This is a genomic window from Roseovarius aestuarii (assembly GCF_019966515.1).
In the GTDB taxonomy this organism is placed as follows: domain Bacteria; phylum Pseudomonadota; class Alphaproteobacteria; order Rhodobacterales; family Rhodobacteraceae; genus Roseovarius; species Roseovarius aestuarii.
On the sequence record NZ_JAIMIB010000003.1, the window covers coordinates 176,618 to 200,169 of the forward strand.

Here is a 23,552-nt window from a genome sequence, read left to right on the forward strand (position 1 = left end):
GTCAGCTTTTGATCACCTTCTCAGGCGAAATCACATCAATGCCAAGCGCCTTGCCGACCGCGTAATAGGTCAGCTGGCCCGCGTGAATATTGAGGCCGTTCAGCAGGTGCTTGTCGTCGGAACAGGCCTGTTTCCAACCTTTGTTCGCCAATGACAGCATGAACGGCATGGTGGCGTTGCCAAGTGCGATGGTCGATGTCCGTGCCACGGCACCGGGCATGTTGGCGACGCAGTAATGCATGATGCCATCCACCTCATAGATCGGATCGGCGTGGGTTGTGGCTTTTGATGTTTCAAAGCAACCACCCTGGTCAATCGCGACGTCAACCAGAACCGAACCCGGCTTCATGCTAGAAAATTGCTCGCGGCGCACCAGCTTGGGCGCCTCGGCCCCGGGGATCAGAACCGCCCCGATCACCATGTCCGCCTGGGTCAGATGCTCGGCCAGCAGACCAGCAGAAGAATAACCGGTTCCGAAGGTGCCGCCAAAAACATCATCAAGATAGCGAAGCCGTGGTAATGACCGGTCAAGCACGGTCACCTTCGCGCCCATGCCAGCGGCGATCTTGGCCGCATGGGTGCCGACAACACCACCGCCAATCACGACGACATGAGCAGGCCCGACACCCGGCACACCACCCATCAGCACGCCGCGCCCGCCATTGGCTTTTTGCAGTGTCCAAGCACCGACCTGCGGCGCCAGACGACCGGCAACCTCGGACATCGGGGCCAGCAGGGGCAAGCCGCCCCGATCATCTGTCACGGTTTCATAGGCAATCGCTGTACAGCCGCTTGCCAGCAGATCCTTGGTCTGTTCCGGATCGGGTGCCAGGTGCAGATAGGTGAACAGAAGTTGACCTTCGCGCAGCATTTTGCGCTCAACCGCCTGTGGTTCCTTGACCTTCACGATCATGTCGGCGGTGGCGAAAATCTCTTCAGCAGTGTCAATGATCGCGGCCCCGGCGGCCACGTAATCTTCGTCCTCGAACCCGGCCCCTTTGCCAGCACCAGCCTGAATGATCACGCTATGACCGTGGCCGACAGCTTCTTGAGCCGCGTTGGGCGTCATGCCGACGCGAAATTCCTGTGGCTTGATTTCGGTTGGGCACCCGATCTTCATGGCAGTCTCCTGATTTATCCCTGAGTTTTGATCATATTGGAACATTCCGCACGCAATAGGCTTGAAATTCCCCTCGTCAGACGCCGATTAATGTGAATAATATTCGAACTATTCCGGAATTATATGGAAGACCTTGCGCAAATGACCCTTGATTTGACTGATCGTCGCCTGTTGAGCGAGTTACAACGCAAAGGGCGTATTTTCAATTCCGATCTGGCCGAGAAGGTGAACCTGTCAGCCAGCGCCTGCCACCGGCGTGTGCAACGGTTAGAGGCCGAAGGGTATATTAACGAGTATGTGGCCCTGCTGGATGCGCGCAAAATGGGCGTGCCAGCGACTATCTTTGTCGAGATAACCCTGTCGACTCAGGCGGATGAGGTATTGGAGGCTTTTGAAAAGGCTGTGCAGCGCATTCCTGACGTTTTGGAATGCCACCTGACTGCAGGTGCGGCGGATTACATCCTCAAGGTCGTTGCCGAAGATACCGAGGATTTTGCCCGCATCCATCGTCAGTACCTGACCCGCCTGCCCGGGGTTGCCAAGATGCAATCCAGCTTTGCTCTGCGCACGGTTTTTAAGACCACCGCGCTGCCTGTCTGAACCGCGAAAGGCCCCGGTGTTTCCACCGAGGCCGCCGATGCACTATCCGTCCCGTGAGTAGTGGCGTGCACCAGAAACTGTTAACCCCCAATGGCCCGTTGGCCCCCACTTGTTACCCCCCGAATATGCTATGACGGCAGGTGTTTTTCATGGGGAAAAAACCGTCGATCCGCCCCGTAAGGAAAACCTTACCTTTTGGCTGGTCAGTCGGCGAATTCGACACGTTCAAACGGTAAAGGCCCCGGCGTTTCCGCCGAGGCCTTCAATCTTCAGACTACCCGCGATCAGGCGTCGTCTTTTTCTTTCTTCTCGGCCTTGACCTCTTCGCCGGTCTCCTGATCGACAACTTTCATCGACAGGCGGACCTTACCGCGATCGTCAAAGCCCAGCAGCTTGACCTTCACTTCCTGACCTTCCTTCAGCACATCCGACGGATGGTTCAGGCGGCGGTTCTCGATCTGGCTGACATGGACCAGCCCGTCGCGCTTGCCGAAGAAGTTCACGAAAGCGCCGAAATCGACGATCTTGACCACGGTGCCGGTATAGACCTGCCCTTCTTCGGGCTCGGCCACGATGGCGTGGATCATGTCATAGGCTTTCTGGATCGAATCGCCGTTTGGCGATGCGATCTTGATCGTGCCCTCATCGTTGATGTCGACCTTGGCACCCGACACTTCGACGATCTCGCGGATCACCTTACCGCCCGATCCGATAACTTCGCGGATCTTGTCGGTGGGGATCTGCATGGTCTCGATACGCGGTGCGTGGACCGAGAATTCGCCTGCTTCGGTCAACGCATTCGCCATCTCACCCAGGATGTGCAGACGGCCTTCCTTGGCCTGCGCCAATGCGGTCTTCATGATCTCGGGTGTGATGCCCGCAACCTTGATGTCCATCTGCAGCGAGGTGATACCCTTTTCGGTACCGGCCACCTTGAAGTCCATATCGCCGAGGTGATCCTCGTCGCCCAGAATATCGGTCAGAACGGCATATTCGCCGTCTTCCTCAAGGATCAGACCCATCGCCACACCGGCAACCGGCGCTTTCAGCGGTACACCCGCATCCATCATCGACAAAGAGCCACCACAGACCGACGCCATCGAAGACGAGCCGTTGGATTCAGTGATCTCGCTGACAACCCGCACGGTATAGGGGAAGTCGGTTGCCGCGGGCAGAACCGCCTGCAACGCGCGCCACGCCAGTTTGCCGTGACCGATTTCGCGACGACCGGGAGGGCCCACGCGACCGGCTTCGCCAACCGAGTAGGGCGGGAAGTTGTAATGCAGCAGGAAGTTGGATTTGAAGTTGCCGTGCAGAGCGTCGATGAATTGCTCATCATCGCCGGTGCCCAGCGTGGTCACCACCAGACCCTGGGTTTCGCCACGGGTGAACAGGGCGGAGCCGTGTGTACGAGGCAAAATGCCGGTCTCGGACACGATTGGGCGCACGGTGTCGAGGGCACGGCCATCAATCCGCTTGCCGGTCTTGACGACATCGCCGCGCAGGATGCTGGCTTCGAGTTTTTTCATGGCAGAGCCAAGGTTGGCGTCTTCCAACTGCTCTTCGCTCAGTGCTTCCTTGATCGCGTCGCGGGCTGCGGAAACGGCAGTGGTGCGTTCCTGCTTGTCGGTGATGGCAAATGCCGCACGCATTTGTGTCTCGCCAGCAGCCTTAACCGCTTCATAAAGATCGGAATAATCCGGGGGCTGGAAGTCAAACGGCTCTTTCGCGGCGTCTTCGGCCAGATCAATGATCAGGTCGATCACCGGCTGGATCTGCTCATGCGCGAAGGTCACGGCGCCCAGCATCTCTTCCTCGGTCAGTTCGTAGGCTTCGGATTCGACCATCATCACCGCGTCTTTGGTGCCCGCAACCACCAGATCAAGGCGCTGATCGGGGTTGTTGCGCAGCTCGTGCATGTCGTCGACGGTCGGGTTCAGCACGTATTCGCCATCTTCCAGACCAACGCGGCACCCAGCAATCGGGCCACGGAACGGCGCGCCGGAAATGGTCAGCGCGGCTGAGGCGGCGATCATCGCAACCATGTCAGGGTCGTTGACCAGATCGTGGCTAAGTACCGTACACATAACAAGAACTTCGTTCTTGAAGCCGGGCACGAAGAGCGGGCGAATGGGCCGGTCGATCAGACGGGCGGTCAGGGTTTCTTTTTCGGTCGGGCGCGCTTCGCGCTTGAAGAAACCGCCGGGAACCTTGCCCGCGGCATAGTATTTTTCCTGGTAGTGAACCGTCAGGGGAAAGAAATCCATTCCCGGTTTCGGTGCCTTGGCAAAGGTCACGTTGGCCATGACGCTGGTTTCGCCCAGCGTGGCGATGACCGATCCATCTGCCTGACGGGCAACCTTGCCCGTTTCCAGTGTCAGCGTTTCTTCGCCCCACTGCATTGATTTCGTTGTTATATCAAACATTTGTACATCCTAGTTGGGAGCACTCCCAGGCCCATCCCGGGTCTCCCGTTTCATTGGCGGCCCCATTGCCGCCGACCCCAATCATTTTCATGCGCCCGGGGTCAGGAAGGCGTCACGTCTCAGATGGTCGGGGCCATACATGAGTTTAAGCCCTTTTGGAAGCCACGATCAGACGGGCAACGGATTCCGGGATGATTTGGAAAACGTACGGGACGTACCGCCCGTACGCATCTTCTGTACGTTTTTCATAGCCGGCCCGAAGCGGTCCGCGTTCAGGTCGTGCGTGGCGCACGAAGCCATGCTATCGCTGAGGTGACCATGACCCCGCACGAGGACCGGATGACCGCCACACGCTTATTAATGATCCATACCGGTGGCACCATCGGCATGGTGCGTTCGGACGACGGTTTCACACCGGCGCCTGGCGTGGTCGAGGCTGAAGTGACACGCCAGCTTGACCTTGGTGGCGGTATGCCGGACATCCACATTCAAGAACTTGCGCCACTGATCGACAGTGCCAATGCCACCCCTGAGGACTGGAACCGGATTTCCGGGGTCATTCATCGCAAACATGACGAATATGACGGGTTTGTCGTAACCCACGGCACCGACACGCTGGCTTTTTCCGCAGCGGCACTGACGATGGCGCTAGAGGGGTTGGAAAAGCCGGTGGTTCTGACCGGATCAATGCTGCCGCTGAGCGAACCCGAGAATGATGGTCAGCGCAATCTCGCGGACGCATTTAATGCCGCATGCTCGGCCCAACCAGGCGTCTGGGTGCAGTTTGCCGGGCGGCTTCTTCATGGCGCGCGCATCCGTAAAACCCATTCGCATTTCTTCGATGCCTTTGCCGCCGAAGCGGCGGATGGGCCGCCACGGCGCGCCGGGACCGCCGGCGTGACGCGCCATGACTTTGGCAGCCCCGATGTGGCCGTTTTACCGGTGGTGCCCGGCGGGGCCGGCAACGTCTTGCTGCACGCGGCCAAGACTTGCGATGGGATCGTATTGCGTTGTTTCGGGTCGGGCACGATCCCGAACAATCCACGCACCGAAGAGGCATTGCGCATCGCGGTTGAGCGCGAGATACCTGTGATTGCCGTCAGCCAATGCCCGGAAGGTGGCATCGCCCTTGGCACCTATGCTGCTGGTGCGATCCTGACCCGGCACCTTGCCGTCGACGGGCACGACATGACTGTCGAGGCCGCCTATGTGAAGATGGTTCTTGCCCTGACCCGGGGCGGCAACGTGGCTGAGCTTCGAAAGTTTCTGTCTGAACCGCTTTGTGGCGAGAGCAATTCCGCAGAAGCCTAGGTTCGAAATCTTTCAGGAGTTAGCAAACCTAATCGAGTGGTAGTTCCCGTGGCAGGCGTTTCTCGTGGTCATAAAAGGGCAATGCAGTGATCTTGCAGGCAATCTCTCCAAGTCGCGATGATTGCAGCGTCATGGTTTTCCCGGCCCAGTCGCCCGGGCTGTCAAACCGGACATAGCCTATTCCGCAGGCCAGATAGGGGGAGTGAGCGCCGGTTGTGACTGTGCCGACGCAGGCGTTGCCATCCAGAACCAGATCGCCCCCGGTGGGGATGGCCGCATCGCAGCGCAGACCATAAAGTCGTGTGCCACCTCTGGCTGCCAACAAAGCATCGCGCCCGATGAAATCTTCCTTACCGAGATCTATGAACCGCTCCAACCCTGCCTCGAATGGGGTCATGGTGCTGTCGAAATCGCTGCCGCTGTCCAGAATACCGGCCTCGATCCGGCGGGTGTTCATGGATTGCATGGCGCTGAAGACCATGCCGTGCGGTGCCCCCGTCGCCATCAGGTGATCCCACAGGCGGGGACAATCCGTTTGATCGCCCTGCGTATAGATTTCGTACCCCAGTTCGCCGGACCAACCGGTGCGCGAGACATAGACCCGCTGACCGCCGAGATCGAAAAAACCGGCGTGGAAATACTTCAGATCTTTGGTGATGGCCCCCGACGAGGCGTCGCGCATGATCCGGTAGGAGTTTGGGCCCTGCAGCTGCAACACGCGGGATTGCGGGTCGCGGACGGCGACATCGAAACCGGCGTTGTGGGCCAATAACCAAGTGTCGAGATCACCATCAGGGTGCACGAACCAGAACCGGTCTTCCGCCAGCCGGAACACGATGCCGTCCATGAAGATGCCGCCCTGATGGGTGCAGGCAAGCACGTAGCGCCCCCGATCTGGGTTCATGTCTTCAATACGGCGCGCCAGAAGGCGTTCAAGAAACGGCACGGCATCCGGGCCGGAAATGTCGACAGGGCGTTCGGGCACGTCGTAGAGGGCCGCATGCTTGCGCAACGCCCAGTAGCCCGCGACCGGATCATCGCCATTGTGATGTGCAAAGAAACGACCCGCTGCAAGACGCAATATCGTCTGTTCGTTGGCATAGCACGGATGAAAGGGCGACAATTCGTTGCTGCCCACATATGTGGGGAAAATTCGGGATGGGTCGAGGGCGGGCAGGTCGGTCATGATGTCGCTAGCCGTCAGGTCCGTCGCAGAAAGCGCAGATCTTGTTACCATCGGCGTCGCGGATATAGGCGTAGCATATAGTGCTGTCTTCTTCGCGTGGGCCGGGGGCGCCTTCGTCACTGCCGCCGCTTTTCAGGCCGGCCTCATGAAATTGTTCAAGCGCCTGCATGGTGGGCGCTTGAAACGCGATCATCGTGCCGTTGCCGGGCGTGGCCTTGCATTGATCGTAGGGCGTGGTGACGTAGAATTCTATTGCATCTTTTGCGGTCTCTGGTGCGTAGGCCGCGTAGGTCTCGGTCCGCGCGACCTGTACCAGACCAAGCGGCGCGAGGATGGTATCGCAGAATTTCGCCGCCCGATGCAGATCATTGGTGCCCAGCATTACATACCCAATCATGTCAATTCTCCTCGGTTCACCGCGCGTATCTCAGCGCTGGCACGTTTCGTAGTTTGGATTGTGCCAGACATCCGCTTCGATCCGGGGCAGGGGGGCGCGGCCCAGAATGTCATCGCTTAGCTTTTCGGCCAGCATGATCGTGGGGGCATTGGTGTTTCCATTGGTAACGAAAGGCATGATTGACGCGTCGACCACCCGCAGCCCGGACAGCCCGTGCACGCGGCCGCTGGCATCGACCACCGCACTTTTGTCGGTCGCCTCGCCCATCCGGGCGGTGCAGGACAGGTGCCACTGGGTGGTGGTATGGGTGTTCAGGAGATGGTCGAGATCGGCATCTGATTGCGCCGCATCGCCGGGGAAAATCTCGTCACCCTTAAGATCGGCAAATGCAGGCTGTTCGACGATGTCGCGCACCAGCCGTATGCCCTTGCGCATCAGTGCGCGATCGCGGCTGTCCTTCAGGTAATTCACCAGAATGCGCGGCGGGTCGGCAGGATCAGCCGAGCGCAGTTCGATCTTGCCCCGGCTATGGGCGCGCATCAGGCCGACATGGATCTGGAACGCGTGTTGTTTCAGCGGCTCCCACGTCGTGTCGTCAACCGCGATGGGCGAGATGATAATCTGCAGGTCAGGGTATTCCACCCCCGGGCCAGAGCGGATACACCCGACCGCCTCGAACAGGTTGGAGGCGACGATGCCGCGCCGGGTCAGCATCCACTGAAGCCCTGCGGCGAGCTTTGCCAGCGGCCTGGTTTTCGGCCAGAATGATACCGGCTTCAGGCAGTTGTATTTAAGCACGAAATCCGGATGATCGTTCAGGTTCTGGCCGACCCCGGGCAGGTCGTGCACCACGTTTATGCCCAACGCTTGGAGATGGGCTGCGGAACCGACCCCCGACAGCATCAGAAGGTGTGGAGAGCCAACCGCGCCCGCGCTCAGGATCACCTCTTTTCCGGCGTGGGCAGTAATGGTTTTGCCGCCGGGTTCGCGGTAGGTCACTCCGGCTGCGCGTCCCCCATCGAAGACCAGGTGCTGCACACGCGTCCGGGTCATGATCGTCAGGTTGGGCCGGGTGCGGGCCGGATCGAGATAGGCGCGCGCGGTGCTCCAGCGTTCGCCCTTGAAAACGGTGCGGTCCGAGACGCCGAAACCCTCCTGACAATACCCGCTGATGTCTTCCGACACGGGATAACCGGCCTCTTCCCCGGCTTTGAGGAAGGCCAGTGTCAGCGGGTCTTGCGGTGCCGCGCGATGCACATGCAGCGGGCCGCTGTCGCCCCGAAAGTCATCGCCGCCGCCGCCATAGGTTTCCATCCGTTTGAAATAGGGCAACACGTCAGCATAGCCCCAGCCCGCGCACCCGGCTTGCCGCCAGCCTTCGTAATCCAGCGCGTGGCCGCGGATGAACACCATGCCGTTGATCGAGGACGATCCGCCAAGGGTCTTGCCGCGATCATGCTGAATTTGCCGTCCGTTCAGCTCGGGTTCGGGCTCGCCCTGAAAGGCCCAGTTGTGTTTTGTGCTGTTGAGGTTTGATAGCACCGCGGCAGGCATTTTCAGGGAAAGCGCCGTGTTCTCCGGGCCTGCTTCAAGCAGCAGAACGCTGTTTTCCCCGTCACTCGTCAGGCGGTTGGCCAAAACACATCCCGCCGATCCCGCGCCCACGATGATATAGTCAAAGTCCATTCCGGCACTCTTTTAGTTCAGGGTTGGCCCAGGCGAAAACGCGCAGTTTGATGGCTGTCGGGCCAGGTGCTTCTGGACTATCGTATCCATAATCTTACTAATTGACAATAAACTTACCAAAAGTCAGTAATGGTGCAGGGTGGTGTTCTTTTTGTCGGACCCGCCCCGGTCACGAAGAAAGGGCGCCGGGCCTTGATGGGTTTTTCGATTGAAACACGGGCAAGGCTCTCCTGCCTGTATGCCGGGGCGGTCTGGGGGTTGTTCTGGATCCCGCTGCGCGGTCTGGAGGAGGCCGGATTACACAGCCTGTGGATCACCAGCGTCTACTTCCTGGTTCCTGCCGTTTTGATGCTGCCGATCCTGTTGCTGCGCTGGCGCAATATCCATCGTGGTGGCCTGGCATTCCAGATCACCGTTCTGGCAAGTGGTGCCGCACTGACATTCTATTCCGCATCCATCGTCCTGACTGACGTCGTCCGCGCGCTGGTTCTGTTCTATCTGATGCCGATCTGGAGCATCCTTCTGGCGCGCGCCGTGCTGAAGGAGCGGATCACGCCAATTCGTATCGCGGCGATGGGCATGGCGCTGATTGGCATGCTGACCATGTTCGGATTGGGCGTGAGTTTTCCGGTGCCGCAGAATGCTGGTGACTGGCTGGGGCTGGCGGCCGGGTTCTTCTGGGCGATTACGATGGTACGTATCCGAATTTATGAAGGAGCGTTTGCGTCCATTGATCTGACCGTCGGGTTTTTCCTTTGGGGTCTGATCCTGTCGGCGGGCGTCGCACTGCTATTGGCGCCGGGACATATTCCGTCTTTCGATCAGGTGCGTCCGGCCTTGCCGGTGCTGCTCATTTTCATGCTGCTGCTGGTCATCCCCGGTACCTATGCATCGCTGTGGGGGCCGAAATTTCTGAATCCCGGTGTCGTGGGGCTGCTCTTCATGACCGAAATCGTGGTCGGTGCCATATCGGCCGCGCTACTGGCGGGAGAGCCGTTTGGGATGCGCGAAGCCGTCGGCGTGGTTCTGATCGCAGGCGCAAGCCTGCTGGAGCCGATCGCATCGCTACGCGCGCGGCGATGAGCTATACCTGAAGTGACTTTTCCTTGAATGCCTTGGAGCCAAGCGCGATGTCGGCGATGGTTTCGATCTTCTTGCGCGCTTCTTTGTGTTTGGTGGCGCTGATCTCGTCATAGGGAAGCAGCTTTGCGACCGCATATTCCATCTCGGAAATAGCCTCGGCGCTGGTCAGGCGATCAGGCATCAGGCCAGCCCGCACCCATACCCCGTCAATCAGCATGCCCAGATGACGGGCGGTGCGCTTGGTGTCATCCGGTGACAGGAAATGCTTGAGTTCATGTTCCAGGTTGGTCCGGATGCGCTCGTTGCACGCGTACTGGATGCGCTGGCACTGGTCGTTATGCGGTACCTCCGAGATCAGCGAGACCCAGGCCTGGCAGACCCGGCGGTTGAAGATCGTATCGCAGAAATTGGCGACAATGATGGCCCAGAACCGCTCATAAGGGGTTTCGGCATATCGGTAGAGTTCGACTGCGGATTCGCTTAGCAAAGAATTCGACCTGCGAAACACGGCTTCTAGCAGCGCGCTTTTATCCTTGAAGTGATGTAGAACAACGCCTTTCGACACCCCGGCGATTTCACCAACCTTGTCCAGCGTCGTCCCGCGCAGCCCGTATCTGACAACGGCCTCGAACGCTGCCCGGGACAGTTCAGCACGTCTGATCGAGCGGATGGAAGTGGATCGCATTGGATAGGGGCCTCGCTGAAACGGGTGCTGCTTTCTCGTGTAAATTGTGGACGGAAAGACAGAAATATTCAACCGTTGACACAAAAAACTTTCTAATGGTAAGTTTTTCGAACAATAAGACCAGAGATGATCGCGCGTCGACAAGAGAATCGCGCATCGCATCTGAAAAACGGGAGGAAACATGGAAAAGATTTTGAACGCCGCGCGGGGCGCCGCCGTCGCGTTACTTGTGTCCGGAGGTGCGGCCATTGCGGCTGACGTTCCGGAAAGCGATGATGCCATCAAAGTCATATTGAATGACTGGACCGGGCAGCATGTATCGACAAAAATTGCGGGCGAGTTGCTCAAGAAGATGGGCTATAACATCGAATATGTCAGCGCGGGCGCGCTGCCGCAACATGCCGGGCTGGCGCAGGGCAATCTGCATTTTCAGGCCGAGGTGTGGACCAACAATATCGGTGATCTTTACCCCAAGGCCGTCGAGTCCGGGGATATCGTCGTGCTGGGCGATCTGGGTCTGGAGCCGCGCGAAGGTTGGATCTATCCGCCCTACATGGAAGAAAAATGTCCGGGACTGCCCGGCTATCAGGCGCTTTATGACTGCGCCCAGGCCTTTGCCACGGCAGAGACATTCCCGAATGGCCGCCTGATCACCTATCCGGCGGACTGGGGCACCCGTTCGCGCGATATCGTGGCCGGGATCGAATTGCCGTATAACGCGGTTGCGGGGGGCAGTGAGGGCGCAATGATGGCTGAACTGCAATCGGCCTATGCCGCAGGTGATCCGATCCTGATGATGATCTGGCAACCGCACTGGATCTTTGCCGATCTCGATCTCAACTGGGTGGAATGGAATCCGGTTGAGGGCGAATGTGTCGAGGAAGCGCAGGAACGCGATACGGCCTGTGGTTTCCAGCAGGCCAGCGTCGAAAAGGTTGTCTGGGGTGGTTTCGAGGAGAAATGGCCCGCCGCCTACAAGATGCTGTCGCTCTATTCTCAGACCAATGAGGAACAGAACGCCGCAATCCTGGCGGTGGACAATCAGGGTCGTGATCTGGACGAGGTCGTTGCCGAGTGGCTGGCGAATAACGAGGCCAAGTGGCAGCGCTGGATCGACGAGGCGATGCAATAACCCTGGTGGTGCATTGCTTTGGATCGGGGCGGGTTTATTGACTGGCCGCCCCGATCACTAGCCAGATTTCATTTGCCAGAGCTGACCAAACCGGCGACGGTTTCAGGAGGTATGGCCGGACCTGTGGATTGCAAAACCGGGCCCCTTCTATCGGAGTATCGCATGAAAACCCAAAGAGGTGATCATAACGAGATTAAGCTGTCGTGCCGGAATGTCTGGAAGATCTACGGCGCGCAGCCGGGGCAGTTTTTCGAAGGCACCCAGGGGCACGTAGCAGACGCGGGTCAGCATGCCGATACCATTCGCAAGGCCGACCATATCGTCGCCAATGCCGATGTCAGTTTCGATGTTCATGTCGGTGAGATCTTCGTGATCATGGGTCTTTCCGGGTCGGGTAAGTCCACCATCGTGCGGTGCCTGTCGCGACTGGTCGAGCCGACTGCCGGTGAAGTGCTTCTGGATGGTGAGGACCTGCTGAAGAAGTCGAACGAGGAACTGATCGACATCCGCCGCCACAAGATGGGCATGGTGTTTCAAAGCTTTGGCCTGATGCCGCATCTCAACGTGATCGATAACATTGCCTTCCCGCTCAAGCTGCAGGGCATCGACGAGGCCGAGCGGTACGCCCAGGCCGAGCGGGTGATCGAACTCGTGGGGCTTGAAGGTCGTGAAAACAACTTCCCCAAGGAATTGTCAGGCGGACAGCAGCAGCGTGTGGGCATCGCGCGCTCCCTTGCGGTTGAGCCTGATGTCTGGTTTCTGGATGAGCCGTTTTCGGCGCTTGATCCGCTGATCCGCAAGCAGATGCAGGACGAGTTTCTGCGCATCCAGTCGAAACTGCACAAATCCATCGTCTTCATCACCCATGACTTTCAGGAGGCGCTGCGCATTGCCGATCGTATGGCGATCATGCGCGACGGGGCCGTGGTGCAGATCGGCCGCCCGATTGACCTGATCCTGAACCCCGCCGACGACTATGTGCGCGAGTTCACCCAGGATGTGCCGTGGGAGCGTATTCTACGCGCCGAGGATATTCTGGAGGACGGGGTCAGCCAGAGCGCCGATCAGGGCCGGGTCTCCGAGGGGACGCTGGTGGAAACCCTGCTGCCCAGACTGGCCGGGAACGATGGCGGCGTCGTCGTCGAGGCGAGCGACGGCACGACCCTTGGCGTGGCAACTGCACGCGGTCTGGCTGCGGCCCTCGCAGCGGGCTGTGCCACCGACTCCTCCGTGCAGGAAGGATAGGTCATGCGCTTCAACTTGACCCGCAATGATCTGCACTGGCTGGGCGTGATCTGCGTGACGCTCATATGTCTCGCGCTTCAGGGCGAATTGACCTGGATGGCCAAATATCCCAAGGATCTGATCCTGCCCATCTCTGATTGGCTGAACGCGATCATGGACTGGGTTGTCACCTATCTGGGCTGGTTTTTCCTTGGAATCTCCTGGCTGCTGGAATGGCCAATCAAGGCGGTTCGGTTCGTGCTCAATGCGCTGCCATGGTCAGTGACGGCTTTCCTGTTCTGCACCGTCGCCTGGGCGGCCTCCGGGTGGAAATTGGCGGCATTTACGCTTCTGGCACTGCTTTACATGCTCGTTATCGGTTACTGGAGCGAGAGCATGAACACGCTGTCGCTGGTCGCCATCTCGGTCCCGCTGGCCATCTTGGTGGGGTTCATTTTTGGCGTTTGGGGCTTCTTTTCGAACCGTGCCGAACGCGCGATCATGCCGATGCTGGATGTGCTGCAAACCGTGCCGTCCTTTGCCTATCTGTTGCCCATTCTGATGCTTTTTGGCTTCGGAACCGTGGTGGGACTGATCGCCAGCGTGCTTTATTCCTTTCCGCCGATGGTTCGGAACACCATCGTAGGTCTGCGGGGGGTATCGCCCGAGGTGATCGAAAGCGGGCTGATGTCGGGGGCCACACCGGCACAGCTTTTCTGGCAGGTGCGTGTGCCGTCGTCGCTCAGGCAGCTGTTGTTAGGCGTCAATCAGGCGACAATGGCCTCGCTCAGCATGGTGATCATTGCCTCGATCATCGGCGGCACCGCAGATATCGGATGGGAGGTGCTGTCGACCATCCGCAAGGCACAGTTTGGCGAAAGCCTGCTGGCGGGCATCGTGATCGCGCTGATGGCGATGGTGATCGACCGTGTGACTGCGGGGCTTGCCGCCCGGTCCGGCGACTATGATCCCGACGACAAGAGCTTTGCCCAACGGCACCGCTATTGGGTCGTCGCACTGTTGGGGGCCGTGCTGTTTTTCGTGTTGGCCCAGATCATCGGCATCCTCAATGAATGGCCCCGCAACTGGGAAATCAGCCCTGCCAGGGCGATGAATGAGGGGCTGACCTATCTGGTCGTGAACTTCAGGGATCAGATCGAGACGATCAAGAAACTGGCCTTCTTCTTCGTGATGCTGCCGACCAAGATCGGATTGCAGGGCGCGGTCAGCCCGTTCACCTGGGGGTTTGAGCTGACCCTGCCAATCAAGATCGCCTATGCAGCCGTCATGTTTGCGCTGGCGGTCTGGGCGGCTTCTCGCGGCAGGGCCAAGACCGGCATTGCCATCCTTCTCTTCGCAATCGTGATCTATTTTGGCCTGACGGGTATGCCCTGGCCCGCGCTTCTCCTGATCTGCGCCATCGCAGCGTGGAAGATCGGCGGGCGGGCCCTGGGGCTGGGGACGGCATTGGGCCTCGGGTTCATCGTCGTCACTGGCATCTGGCCAGAGGCGATGCTGTCGGTCTACCTGTGCGGGATCGCAGTGCTCATCTCGTTCACGCTGGGGACGGCCATCGGCATCTGGGCCGCGCATAACGACACCGTGTCGACGATCATCCGGCCTTTCAACGACACGCTTCAGACCATGCCGCTTTTCGTGCTGCTGATCCCCTTCGTAATGATCTTCAAGATCGGGGAATTCACTGCCCTGCTGGCGATCATCGCCTATGCAATCGTACCGGCGATCCGCTATGCAGAACACGGGCTGCGCAGCCTGCCGGAAAACGTGATCGAGGCCGCGACGATGATCGGCGCCACGAACCGGCAAATGCTGTGGCAGGTCAAGATTCCGCTGGCCCTGCCGGTGATGATGCTGGGGCTGAACCAGACCATCATGTACGGTATCGCGATGCTGGTGATCGCGGCGCTTGTGGGCACCAATGGGCTGGAGCAGATTGTCTATATCGGCCTCAGCGATGGGGATTTCGGCGTGGGTATCATCGCCGGGATCGGCATGGCCATCATCGCCATCATAACCGATCGCATGACCCACGCCTGGAGTCGCAGGCGCCAGGAAGAACTGGGGCTGGGTGTCGAATGACGAAGCATGAAGACCTGCCGCTGACAAGCTCGCACTGGGGCACCTATCGCGCCCGGGTCAGCAATGGCCGGGTGCAGGAATTGCTGCCGTTCGAGCATGATCGCGATCCGTCGCTGATCGGGCCGGGCATTCTGGAGGTGCAGCACGGGCCCACCCGTGTCGATGCGCCAATGATACGCCAAAGCTGGTTTGAGGGCGGGCCCGGCACGCGCCCCGATCTGCGCGGCAGCGATGCCTTTGTCGAGGTCAGCTGGGACGAGGCCAACAGGCTGGTGGCGGCGGAACTTACCCGCGTGCGCAAGACCCACGGTAACCGCGCGATCTTCGGCGGTTCTTATGGCTGGGCGAGTGCCGGGCGGTTTCACCACGCGCAAAGCCAGCTCAAACGGTTCCTGAATTGCATCGGCGGTTTCACCGGATCGAAATTTACCTACTCCTTTGCTGCGGCTGAGGCGATGGTACCCCATATCCTGGGCAGTTTCCGCGCCTATCTGGATACCTGCACCAGCTACGAAGTGATCCGCGACAACACGAAGTTGTTCGTGAGTTTCGGCGGTGTGCCGTTGAAAAACGGGCAGATCAGCCAGGGTGGAACAGGGTGTCATATTCAACGCGACGGGCTGCTTGCGGCGGGCAAGGCCGACATTCATTTCGTCAATATCAGCCCGCTGAAATCCGACCTGCTGGACGAGGTCGGCGGTGACTGGCTGGCGCTGCGGCCCAATACCGATGTGGCGCTGATGCTGGCGCTGGCCCATACGCTGCAGGTTGAGGGGTTGAGCGACCCGGGCTTTCTCGATCGTTATACCGTGGGGTTCGACCAGTTCCTGCCCTATCTGATGGGCGACAGTGATGGGGTTCCGAAAACCGCGGACTGGGCGGCGGAGATTTGCGAGACCCCTGCCGACACCATCCGTGCGCTGGCCCGGCGCATGGCGGCCGAACGCACGATGATTTCCGTAAGCTGGTCGCTGACCCGGCAGGATCACGGCGAACAACCGTTCTGGGCGGCGATCGCCTTGGCCGCGATGCTGGGGCAGATCGGGCTGCCCGGCGGCGGGTTCGGTTTCGGCTACAGCGCGATGAATTTCATCGGTGGCAAATTCACTATCCTGCCCGGAGCGTCCTTGCCGCAAGGCAGGAAGGCGGTCGATGACTTCATCCCCGTCGCCCGGATCACCGATTTGCTGATGCGCCCGGGCGAGCCGTTCGATTTCGACGGGGGGCGTTATGAATACCCCGATACAAGGCTGGTCTGGTGGGCGGGCGGCAACCCGTTTCACCATCATCAGGACCTGAACCTGATGATGCGGGCCTGGCAAAAGCCCGAGACCATCATCGTCAATGAATGGTGCTGGAACAGCCTTGCCAAGCGCGCCGATATCGTGCTGCCCTGCACCACGCCGCTGGAGCGGCAGGATATCGCGATGACCCCGCGCGACCCTTACGTGGTGGCGATGTCGCAACTGACCGAGCCTTACGGTCAGGCCCGCGACGATTTCGAGATTTTTGCCGGTATCGCCCGCGAGATGGGCGTGGAAGAAGCGTTCAGCGAAGGGCGCAGCGCGGCGGACTGGCAGCGCCGGATTTACGATCAGACGCAGGCACAGGCCAAGGCTAAAGGGATCGACATTCCCGATTACGACAGATTGCTTGAAAAAGGCTGGTTCAAGCTCGACGATCCGCCCGATCCGGTGATCATGCTGAGCGATTTCCGCGCCGACCCGCGGGCGCATCCGCTGAGCACCCCGAGTGGCCGGATCGAGATATTTTCGAAAACCGTTGCCGATTTCGGCTATGACGATTGCCCCGGCCATCCGGTTTGGCGCGCACCTTATGAATGGCTGGGCAATGCGGATCGCTATCCGCTGCACCTGATCTCGAACCAGCCGAAGGACAAGCTGCATTCGCAGTTCGACCATGGCGGCGTGAGCCGCGCCAAGAAAGTGGCCGGGCGCGAGCCTGTGCATCTCCACCCCGATGATGCCGCCGCGCGCGGGCTGAAGGATGGCGACATCGTGCGGTTGTTCAATGATCGCGGGGCCTGTCTGGGGGGCGTGGTGATTGACGCGCAGCTGCGCCCCGGCGTGGTGCAGATGAGCACCGGTGCCTGGTACGATCCGGATGCGGCGGGGATGTGCAAACACGGCAACCCCAATGTGCTGACCCGCGACAAGGGCACCTCGAAACTGGGTCAGGGGCCAAGCGCGCATTCCTGCCTGATCGAGATCGAGCGTTTCACCGGGGCCCCGCCGCTGGTCACCGCCCATGAGCCGCCAGTGATTATCAGACCAACACCAAACGACCCAGAGGTTCAGACATGAGCAACCTGCAGGAAGCCTCCGACCTGTCAAACAACGTCTCGATCAGTGCCCGCCGGTTCGAGGAATCGCCGTTTATCGCCCGCACCGACTGCCCGGAAATGATCCGCGGCGTCTATGCCGGGCGCTATTTCCCGATTTTCATCGGCGAGGATTACCTCGATAAATACTGGTGCCTTCGCCAGAAGGCGCTGATCTTCGACGTGCCGGAAAAGCCGGTCGAGATATCAGGCCCGGACGTGGTGCCGTTTCTTGAAAAGATCTTTGCCCGCAAGGTCGCCACCATGACGCAAGGCCGCGGCTATTACGCCATCGCCTGCACGCCTCAGGGCGGGGTTTTCATGGATGGGGTGATGTTCCGGCTGGGCGAAAACCGGTTCTGGTACGTGCAGGCCGATGGCCCGTTCGAGACCTGGCTTTTGGCCCATTCCGGCGGGTTTGACGTGACCATCTCGGACCCTGAAAGCCGCGTGTTGCAGATCCAGGGACCGGCCTCGATGGCGATCATGAATGCGGCCTCGGGCGGGGCCATCGACGAGACGCTGAAATACTTCCGGTCGGGCTATTACGACCTCGGCGGGCAGCAACTTTATGTGTCGCGCACCGGATTTACCAACGAGTTGGGATACGAGATTTACTGTGACGGGCCGAACACTGATCACTTAGCGCTCTGGGATCTTCTGATGGCCTGCGGCACACCGCATGGTATGGAGTTTTCCTCGACCCGGGCGCTGACCATCCGGCGGATCGAGGGCGGCATTTTGGGCAACCTGACGGACATGACGCCGGATATGACCCCGTTCGAGGCGGGCCTGGCGCCGTTCATCGACATGGGCAAGGGCGATTTCATTGGGCGTGAGGCACTGGTGGGCAAGGACACGCGATCTTGTCTGTTTGGCCTGACCTGCGAGACCGAAACCCCGGCGGCGGGTAGCGATGTGATCGACGGCGATATGGTGGTGGGCCGGATCACGGCGGGCATTCCGTCGCCGACGCTGGGGCTGGGGGTGGGCTATGTCCACTTTCGATCCCCTGGTGACTGGGTGGGCCGAACATTGTCGATGCGGCTTCCGGACGGCACCGTGCACGCGGGCCAGATCGTCGAAGTGCCGTTCTTTGACCGCGAGAAGAACATCGTGCGCGGCGTGGATCGTACCATCCCCGAGCGTCCGGCGGTCTGAGAGGAACAGCCATGCATACCAACACAGAAGCCGACCTTCTGGCGCCGCAAGACTGGATTTTCCCGGTGCCGATCGCCTATGGCCCGGGTCGTTTGTCCGAAATCGGCACGCGCTGCGCCGAGATGGGGCTGCGCAATCCGCTGATTGTGACCGATCATGGCAGCCGCGATCTGCCTTTTGTTGGCCGGTTGCAGGCATTTCTGACCGATGCCGGACTTCGGTCCGGCCTCTTCTGCGACATCTCTCCGAACCCGCGCGATGACGAGATCGGCGCCGGGCGGGATGCGTTTCGCGATGGCGGGCATGATGCGATCATTGCTATCGGCGGCGGCAGCGCGATGGATGGCGGCAAGGCCGTCTGCCTGACGGCGAATAACGAAGTCAGTATCCGGGATTTCGATTACCAGAAACCGGTTCCCACAATCGGCCCGGATCAGGCTTTTCCAACCCTGATCACCATACCCACCACCGCAGGCACCGGGGCTGAAACCGAAGCCACCGCCATGGTCACCGATGTGGAAGCGGGTATGAAGTTCTGTGCCGACCACCCCGATCTGCGGCCCGCGCTGGCGCTGCTTGATCCGGAACTGACCGTGGGCTTGCCCGCCAACCTGACCGCGTGGACCGGCGCCGATGCGATGACCCACGCGATCGAGGCCTACTGCGTGCCGGGGTTCAACCCGCTCTGCGATGGCATGGCGCTGGAGGGGCTTGCCCTGATCTCGCGCTGGCTGCCTGTCGTCATGCGGGAGCCGGAAAATGTCGCGGCGCGCGGCGGCATGCTGGTGGGGTCGTGCCTGGCTGGGGTCGCGTTTCTGCAGGGGCTGGGGCTGGTTCATGCGATCTCTCACATGGTGGGGGCTGAGTATAACACCCAGCACGGACTGACCAATGCGATCATCCTGCCTGTCGTGTTGCGCTACAACCTGCCGGGCATGGAAGACAAGGTGCCGCGGATGGCCGATGCAATGGGGCTTGGCGATGCCTCGGTCGAGGGCTTTATTGCCGAGATCGAACGGATACTTGATGACATCGGGATCCCGCATGCGCTGAACGAAATCGGCGTTCCCGCGGATTGTGCTGGACGTATTGCTGAAAAGGCGATGCTGGATAGTGCCGCGGGCACGAACCCCCGAACTGCCAGCCCTGAGGAGATGCGCACACTTGTAGAAACCGCCATCGCCAAAGCGCGCTAACCTGATTGGAAGAGAGCTAATGACCCCCCGCACCCCTCGCCCCCGGCGCAGTTTCATCTTCACACCGGGATTGCGGCCTGAGATGTTTCCCAAGGCGCTGGCCAGTGGTGCGGATATCGTCTGCGTCGAGTTGGAGGACGGGATTGCGCCGAAGGACAAGGCGGAGGCCCGGCAAAAGGCTCTGGCGCTGTTTGCAGAGCCACAAGCAGATGATGGGGTGGAGCGGATCGTGCGGATCAATTCGATGCGTGAGCGGTTCGGGATCGAGGATGTGAATGCGGTGCTTGCCACCGATACGCCGCCGCCGGCGCTGATGATGCCGAAAGTGCGCACACCGGATGAGGTGGTGATGCTGGATCAGCTTCTGAGCGAGGCCGGGCATGCCACGCGCCTGCATGTAATCATTGAGACAAACGAGGGGCTGGAGGCGGCCTTCGAGATTGCTAGGTGTTCTGACCGGATCGACGCGATGTTTTTTGGTGGCGTGGACATGGCAGCGGAACTGCGGTGCCAGAACACGTTCGAGTCCATGATATATGCGCGGTCCCGCGTTGTTCATGCCTCGGCGGCGGCGGGCCTCGACGTGATCGATGTGCCGTTCCTCGACCTCGACGATCCTGAAGGCATGCGCATCGAGGCGGAAAAGGTGCGTGATCTGGGTTTTGCCGGCAAGGGCTCGGTCCATCCGAAACAGATCGCGGCGCTGAACGAAGTGTTCACACCCTCGGATACCCAGATCGCTCGTGCCCGCCGGATCATTGCCGAATTCGAAGCCGCCGATACCGGCCTTGTGGTGATCGATGGCAAGCTGATCGAAAAACCCGTCCTGCGCGATATGTACCGTATCGTTGCGATTGCCGACAGGATGGCAAGCTAACCGGCCTGCGCGGCCCCATGTATCTGCAACGCCAGCGCCACTTTTGCGGCCAGAGCACACAGGTCTTTGCCAATCTCGGCGCGCCGTTTGTCGGTGAAACGCCGCACCGGACCGGTGGCGCCGATGCTGAACGTCGCGCCGATATTGCCAATCCGGATTGGCGCGGCCACCGAGGAAACACCCAGTTCGATCTCTTCTACGCATTCGGCAAAACCGGCCTGCCGAATGGCCGCGAATTCGGCTCGCAGGATCTCGGGGTCTTGTTTGGTATTGGGCGTGTAGCTGCGCATCGGCCCGGCAAGGATTTCCTCGCGAAAGCCGTCTTCAGTGAAGGCGGCGATTACTTTGGAGCAAGAACAGGCATGCATTGGGCGATAGCCCAGACCGGGGTGAACGAAGGATCGCTTGGCATCACCAGGGACTTCGACATGGATAATTTCGACCCCCTTGTTACGGTAGCGTGACAGGAACATTGCCTCGCCATAGTGATCCGCCGCGTCACGCAGTGATGGCGCGGCGGCCTGGCAGACATCGACATCCGGCGTCCCCAGAAGCGCCAGCCGCATCATACGTTCACCCACCAGATACCGACCCGGTTCTGGCTCATCCAGCAGCCGGTTCTCTGCCATGCTTTGCAGCAGCCGATAACAGGTGGGGCGCGGAAGGCCGGTCGCAAGCTGCACTTCCGGCGCGGCGACCGCGCGTCCGGAAATAGCGACGGCTTCCAAAACTGTCATCAGGCGGTCAAGATGCATTTTGCAATCTCACTTTACAGACATTTGTCTCATGTAATAAAACTCATAGAGGGAAGTCAATAACAGCGAATCATGCGAGGGGAGCAGGGATGGAATGTTGTGGACCGGGTTATGCGTCTCCGGCGGCGGCGATTGAGGCGCCTCGTGAGAAGCTGCTCTATACGATTGCGATCTACACCGGGACGGGCATTCAGAAGCCGGATTACCTGGCGACGGTGGATGTGGACCCCGACAGCCCGACATACAGCCAGGTCATTCACCGGCTGGAAATGCCGGGGATCGGTGACGAGCTGCACCATATGGGCTGGAACGCCTGTTCGTCCTGCCATGATGACGGATCGATGTCCCGCAAATACCTGATCCTGCCGGGGGTGCGGTCGAACAACCTGCATATTGTCGACACCGCCACTGATCCGCACGCACCACGGCTGCACAAGGTGATCGACGGGGCCGAGATCAAGGCCAAGGCCGACCTCAGTGGTCCCCACACCGTGCATTGTCTGGGGTCAGAGATCATCATCTCTTTCCTGGGGGACGCCAAAGGCGAGGCACCGGGGGGCTATCTACATCTCAACAAAGAGTTCGAGATCGTCGGCCGCTGGGAGAACTCAATGGGCGATATCAAGTTCGGCTACGATTTCTGGTATCAGCCGCGCCACAACGTGATGGTCAGCAGCGAATGGGCTGCGCCCAACACCTTCATGCCCGGGTTCGATCTGGAGGAGGTCGGCCACCTGAAATACGGTCGCGAGCTGCATTTCTGGGATTTCGAGAAGCGCGAACCGATTGAAAGCATGTATCTGGGCGAGGATGGGCTGATCCCGCTGGAGGTGAAGTTCCACCATGATCCCGACAGCACGCATGGGTTCTGCGGCGCGGCACTGAGTTCGAACGTCATCCACTGGTGGAAGGATGATGCGGGCAAGTGGCAATGGGAAAAGATCATCGACGTCGAGAACGAGCCGCACCCCGATTGGCCGATCCCGGTGCCGGGGGTGATGTCGGCCATTCTGGTGTCGATGGATGACAAATACCTCTACCTCAATAACTGGCTGCATGGTGACATGCGGCAATACGATATCAGCGATCCGCATAACCCGGTGCTGACCGGTCAGGTCTGGATGGGCGGGCTTCTGGGTAAGGCGCCGGTGGTCAACGGCGTGACGATGGCCGGAGGGCCGCAGATGTTCCAGCTCAGCCTTGATGGGCACAGGCTCTATGTCACCACCAGCCTGTTCAGCACCTGGGACAACCAGTTCTACCCGGAAATCCGCCAGCGCGGCGGCGTCATGGTGATGATCGACTGCGATCCGGAAAACGGCGGCATGGCCCTCAATCCGGACTTCATTGTCGACTTCGGCAAGGAACCAAACGGCCCCTCCCGCTGTCACGAGGCCCGCTACCCGGGTGGCGACTGCACAAGCGATATCTGGTTATGAGCACCCACACAGTTACAATCGCCAACCGGGACGATGCTGTCTACGAGGTTAGTACCCGGCGGCCACTGTTGGATAGTCTGCGAGAACAGGGTGTCGATCTGCCCTATGGCTGCAAATACGGCGGCTGCATCACCTGCGCGGCGAAGCTGATCGCGGGCGAGGTGGATCAGCGCCGCCAGGTGGCGCTCAACAACCGGCAGATCAATGACGGGTATGTGATCCTCTGCGTCGCCCGGCCCATCTCGGATATCACGCTGGAAATCGGGGTGGAAAGCCACGGGGCGCTCTACCGCAACCCTTTCCTCGACCCTTTGAAGCCCCACGAGCTCAAAGCCGATATAGCCACACCAAAGGATGTCTGATCCATGCCCGCCACCGCTCTTGACGATCTTTATGACTACGACCCGGCTTATCTGGCCGAGATCCTGAAATCGGCCAAAACCATCGCTATGGTCGGCGCCAGCGCCGACAAGACCAAGTTCAGCTATGGTGTGCTCCGGGTCCTGCATGAGACCGGCTATGACATGATCCCCGTCAACCCCAATCCCAAGGTCACCGAGATCCGCGGCATCAAGGTCTATCATTCCCTGGCCGAGATCGACCGCCCTGTCGACATGGTCGAGGTCTTCCGCCCCAAGGAGGAACTCTACGGCTTTGCCGAACAGGCCATCGACATCGGCGCCAAGGTGCTCTGGGGTCAGATCGGCGTCTATGACAACAAGGCCGCCCGCCTCGCCGAAGAGGCCGGGCTGAAAGTCGTCATGAACCGCTGCCCCAAGATCGAACTTTTCCGCCCCTTCTGGAAACCAAGACTGGATCTGCAGATCTAGGGG

At 59.9% G+C, this 23,552-nt stretch carries 20 protein-coding genes; 13 read left to right on the top strand and 7 right to left on the bottom strand.

Features of this window, described 5'->3' with window-relative positions; all coding sequences use genetic code 11:
• Nucleotide 1: 1 nt before the first annotated feature.
• Nucleotides 2-1,120: an alanine dehydrogenase gene (ald, locus tag LC334_RS05925; RefSeq protein WP_085799534.1), complete on the bottom strand. Its 1,119-nt coding sequence runs from the start codon at nucleotides 1,118-1,120 to the stop codon at nucleotides 2-4.
• Between the two features lie 141 nt (nucleotides 1,121-1,261).
• Between ald and LC334_RS05930 the strand changes: the two genes are divergently transcribed.
• Nucleotides 1,262-1,720 carry an Lrp/AsnC family transcriptional regulator gene (locus LC334_RS05930; protein ID WP_085799535.1) on the top strand — a complete coding sequence of 153 codons (459 nt, stop codon included), beginning with the start codon at nucleotides 1,262-1,264 and terminating at the stop codon, nucleotides 1,718-1,720.
• 284 nt (nucleotides 1,721-2,004) lie between these two features.
• Here the strand turns inward: LC334_RS05930 and pnp are convergent, their stop codons facing one another.
• Entirely contained in the window at nucleotides 2,005-4,146 is a 2,142-nt protein-coding gene (pnp, locus tag LC334_RS05935; RefSeq protein ID WP_085799334.1) for a polyribonucleotide nucleotidyltransferase, read from the bottom strand.
• 318 nt (nucleotides 4,147-4,464) lie between these two features.
• Here pnp and LC334_RS05940 point away from each other — a divergent pair, with 318 nt between their 5' ends.
• Nucleotides 4,465-5,457 carry an asparaginase gene (locus LC334_RS05940; RefSeq protein WP_223412895.1) on the top strand — a complete coding sequence of 331 codons (993 nt, stop codon included), beginning with the start codon at nucleotides 4,465-4,467 and terminating at the stop codon, nucleotides 5,455-5,457.
• 28 nt (nucleotides 5,458-5,485) lie between these two features.
• On the opposite strand, the gene LC334_RS05945 is transcribed toward LC334_RS05940, so the two are convergent.
• The 3 genes from LC334_RS05945 to LC334_RS05955 are packed head-to-tail and all read right to left on the bottom strand — an operon-like array spanning nucleotide 5,486 to nucleotide 8,726.
• Nucleotides 5,486-6,694, bottom strand: a complete 1,209-nt coding sequence (locus LC334_RS05945) for an aminomethyltransferase family protein (RefSeq protein ID WP_085799335.1) — start codon at nucleotides 6,692-6,694, stop codon at nucleotides 5,486-5,488.
• The gene (locus LC334_RS05950; RefSeq protein ID WP_139836318.1) at nucleotides 6,651-7,040 is read right to left on the bottom strand and encodes a VOC family protein; all 390 of its coding nucleotides are present in this window, start codon (nucleotides 7,038-7,040) and stop codon (nucleotides 6,651-6,653) included. Before LC334_RS05950 ends, LC334_RS05945 begins: the two co-directional genes overlap by 44 nt.
• 30 nt (nucleotides 7,041-7,070) lie before the next feature.
• Nucleotides 7,071-8,726, bottom strand: a complete 1,656-nt coding sequence (locus tag LC334_RS05955) for a choline dehydrogenase (protein ID WP_085799337.1) — start codon at nucleotides 8,724-8,726, stop codon at nucleotides 7,071-7,073.
• A 132-nt stretch (nucleotides 8,727-8,858) separates the two neighbouring features.
• On the opposite strand from LC334_RS05955, the gene LC334_RS05960 reads away from it, so the two are divergent.
• Nucleotides 8,859-9,809 carry a DMT family transporter gene (locus LC334_RS05960; protein WP_223412896.1) on the top strand — a complete coding sequence of 317 codons (951 nt, stop codon included), beginning with the start codon at nucleotides 8,859-8,861 and terminating at the stop codon, nucleotides 9,807-9,809.
• Between the two features lies 1 nt (nucleotide 9,810).
• Here the strand turns inward: LC334_RS05960 and betI are convergent, their stop codons facing one another.
• Nucleotides 9,811-10,494 carry a transcriptional regulator BetI gene (betI, locus tag LC334_RS05965; protein WP_085799338.1) on the bottom strand — a complete coding sequence of 228 codons (684 nt, stop codon included), beginning with the start codon at nucleotides 10,492-10,494 and terminating at the stop codon, nucleotides 9,811-9,813.
• 181 nt (nucleotides 10,495-10,675) lie between these two features.
• Here betI and LC334_RS05970 point away from each other — a divergent pair, with 181 nt between their 5' ends.
• The 7 genes from LC334_RS05970 to LC334_RS06000 all read left to right on the top strand — a co-directional run bounded on the left by LC334_RS05970 (nucleotide 10,676) and on the right by LC334_RS06000 (nucleotide 20,525).
• Nucleotides 10,676-11,626, top strand: coding sequence for an ABC transporter substrate-binding protein (locus LC334_RS05970; protein ID WP_085799339.1), 951 nt, complete (start codon nucleotides 10,676-10,678; stop codon nucleotides 11,624-11,626).
• A gap of 162 nt (nucleotides 11,627-11,788) precedes the next feature.
• A complete protein-coding gene (locus LC334_RS05975) occupies nucleotides 11,789-12,871 on the top strand; it encodes a quaternary amine ABC transporter ATP-binding protein (protein ID WP_085799340.1) in 1,083 nt (360 codons plus the stop codon).
• A 3-nt stretch (nucleotides 12,872-12,874) separates the two neighbouring features.
• Nucleotides 12,875-14,950 carry an ABC transporter permease gene (locus LC334_RS05980; RefSeq protein ID WP_085799341.1) on the top strand — a complete coding sequence of 692 codons (2,076 nt, stop codon included), beginning with the start codon at nucleotides 12,875-12,877 and terminating at the stop codon, nucleotides 14,948-14,950.
• The gene (locus LC334_RS05985; RefSeq protein WP_085799342.1) at nucleotides 14,947-17,274 is read left to right on the top strand and encodes a molybdopterin guanine dinucleotide-containing S/N-oxide reductase; all 2,328 of its coding nucleotides are present in this window, start codon (nucleotides 14,947-14,949) and stop codon (nucleotides 17,272-17,274) included. The genes LC334_RS05980 and LC334_RS05985 overlap by 4 nt, the downstream gene beginning before the upstream one ends.
• Entirely contained in the window at nucleotides 17,271-18,452 is a 1,182-nt protein-coding gene (locus tag LC334_RS05990; RefSeq protein ID WP_085799343.1) for an aminomethyltransferase family protein, read from the top strand. The genes LC334_RS05985 and LC334_RS05990 overlap by 4 nt, the downstream gene beginning before the upstream one ends.
• A gap of 11 nt (nucleotides 18,453-18,463) precedes the next feature.
• On the top strand, nucleotides 18,464-19,648 hold the full coding sequence (locus LC334_RS05995; RefSeq protein WP_085799344.1) for an iron-containing alcohol dehydrogenase: 1,185 nt from the start codon (nucleotides 18,464-18,466) through the stop codon (nucleotides 19,646-19,648).
• A gap of 19 nt (nucleotides 19,649-19,667) precedes the next feature.
• On the top strand, nucleotides 19,668-20,525 hold the full coding sequence (locus tag LC334_RS06000; protein ID WP_085799345.1) for an HpcH/HpaI aldolase/citrate lyase family protein: 858 nt from the start codon (nucleotides 19,668-19,670) through the stop codon (nucleotides 20,523-20,525).
• Here LC334_RS06000 and LC334_RS06005 read toward each other — a convergent pair.
• On the bottom strand, nucleotides 20,522-21,262 hold the full coding sequence (locus LC334_RS06005) for an IclR family transcriptional regulator (protein WP_263286365.1): 741 nt from the start codon (nucleotides 21,260-21,262) through the stop codon (nucleotides 20,522-20,524). The two genes, LC334_RS06000 and LC334_RS06005, sit on opposite strands and share 4 nt — an antisense overlap.
• A gap of 107 nt (nucleotides 21,263-21,369) precedes the next feature.
• Between LC334_RS06005 and LC334_RS06010 the strand changes: the two genes are divergently transcribed.
• The 3 genes from LC334_RS06010 to LC334_RS06020 are packed head-to-tail and all read left to right on the top strand — an operon-like array spanning nucleotide 21,370 to nucleotide 23,549.
• Nucleotides 21,370-22,719: a selenium-binding family protein gene (locus LC334_RS06010; RefSeq protein WP_085799347.1), complete on the top strand. Its 1,350-nt coding sequence runs from the start codon at nucleotides 21,370-21,372 to the stop codon at nucleotides 22,717-22,719.
• Nucleotides 22,716-23,081, top strand: a complete 366-nt coding sequence (locus LC334_RS06015; RefSeq protein ID WP_085799348.1) for a 2Fe-2S iron-sulfur cluster-binding protein — start codon at nucleotides 22,716-22,718, stop codon at nucleotides 23,079-23,081. The genes LC334_RS06010 and LC334_RS06015 overlap by 4 nt, the downstream gene beginning before the upstream one ends.
• A 3-nt stretch (nucleotides 23,082-23,084) precedes the next feature.
• Nucleotides 23,085-23,549 carry a CoA-binding protein gene (locus LC334_RS06020; protein ID WP_085799349.1) on the top strand — a complete coding sequence of 155 codons (465 nt, stop codon included), beginning with the start codon at nucleotides 23,085-23,087 and terminating at the stop codon, nucleotides 23,547-23,549.
• Nucleotides 23,550-23,552 lie beyond the last annotated feature (3 nt).

What these genes read in the sequence shown, in the direction of transcription:
- ald (WP_085799534.1), bottom strand. Translation starts at nt 1,120, where the DNA reads ATGAAGATCGGGTGCCCAACCGAAATCAAGCCACAGGAATTTCGCGTC.
- LC334_RS05930 (WP_085799535.1), top strand. Translation starts at nt 1,262, where the DNA reads ATGACCCTTGATTTGACTGATCGTCGCCTGTTGAGCGAGTTACAACGC.
- pnp (WP_085799334.1), bottom strand. Translation starts at nt 4,146, where the DNA reads ATGTTTGATATAACAACGAAATCAATGCAGTGGGGCGAAGAAACGCTG.
- LC334_RS05940 (WP_223412895.1), top strand. Translation starts at nt 4,465, where the DNA reads ATGACCCCGCACGAGGACCGGATGACCGCCACACGCTTATTAATGATC.
- LC334_RS05945 (WP_085799335.1), bottom strand. Translation starts at nt 6,694, where the DNA reads ATGGTAACAAGATCTGCGCTTTCTGCGACGGACCTGACGGCTAGCGAC.
- LC334_RS05950 (WP_139836318.1), bottom strand. Translation starts at nt 7,040, where the DNA reads ATGATTGGGTATGTAATGCTGGGCACCAATGATCTGCATCGGGCGGCG.
- LC334_RS05955 (WP_085799337.1), bottom strand. Translation starts at nt 8,726, where the DNA reads ATGGACTTTGACTATATCATCGTGGGCGCGGGATCGGCGGGATGTGTT.
- betI (WP_085799338.1), bottom strand. Translation starts at nt 10,494, where the DNA reads ATGCGATCCACTTCCATCCGCTCGATCAGACGTGCTGAACTGTCCCGG.
- LC334_RS05970 (WP_085799339.1), top strand. Translation starts at nt 10,676, where the DNA reads ATGGAAAAGATTTTGAACGCCGCGCGGGGCGCCGCCGTCGCGTTACTT.
- LC334_RS05975 (WP_085799340.1), top strand. Translation starts at nt 11,789, where the DNA reads ATGAAAACCCAAAGAGGTGATCATAACGAGATTAAGCTGTCGTGCCGG.
- LC334_RS05980 (WP_085799341.1), top strand. Translation starts at nt 12,875, where the DNA reads ATGCGCTTCAACTTGACCCGCAATGATCTGCACTGGCTGGGCGTGATC.
- LC334_RS05985 (WP_085799342.1), top strand. Translation starts at nt 14,947, where the DNA reads ATGACGAAGCATGAAGACCTGCCGCTGACAAGCTCGCACTGGGGCACC.
- LC334_RS05990 (WP_085799343.1), top strand. Translation starts at nt 17,271, where the DNA reads ATGAGCAACCTGCAGGAAGCCTCCGACCTGTCAAACAACGTCTCGATC.
- LC334_RS05995 (WP_085799344.1), top strand. Translation starts at nt 18,464, where the DNA reads ATGCATACCAACACAGAAGCCGACCTTCTGGCGCCGCAAGACTGGATT.
- LC334_RS06000 (WP_085799345.1), top strand. Translation starts at nt 19,668, where the DNA reads ATGACCCCCCGCACCCCTCGCCCCCGGCGCAGTTTCATCTTCACACCG.
- LC334_RS06005 (WP_263286365.1), bottom strand. Translation starts at nt 21,262, where the DNA reads ATGACAGTTTTGGAAGCCGTCGCTATTTCCGGACGCGCGGTCGCCGCG.
- LC334_RS06010 (WP_085799347.1), top strand. Translation starts at nt 21,370, where the DNA reads ATGGAATGTTGTGGACCGGGTTATGCGTCTCCGGCGGCGGCGATTGAG.
- LC334_RS06015 (WP_085799348.1), top strand. Translation starts at nt 22,716, where the DNA reads ATGAGCACCCACACAGTTACAATCGCCAACCGGGACGATGCTGTCTAC.
- LC334_RS06020 (WP_085799349.1), top strand. Translation starts at nt 23,085, where the DNA reads ATGCCCGCCACCGCTCTTGACGATCTTTATGACTACGACCCGGCTTAT.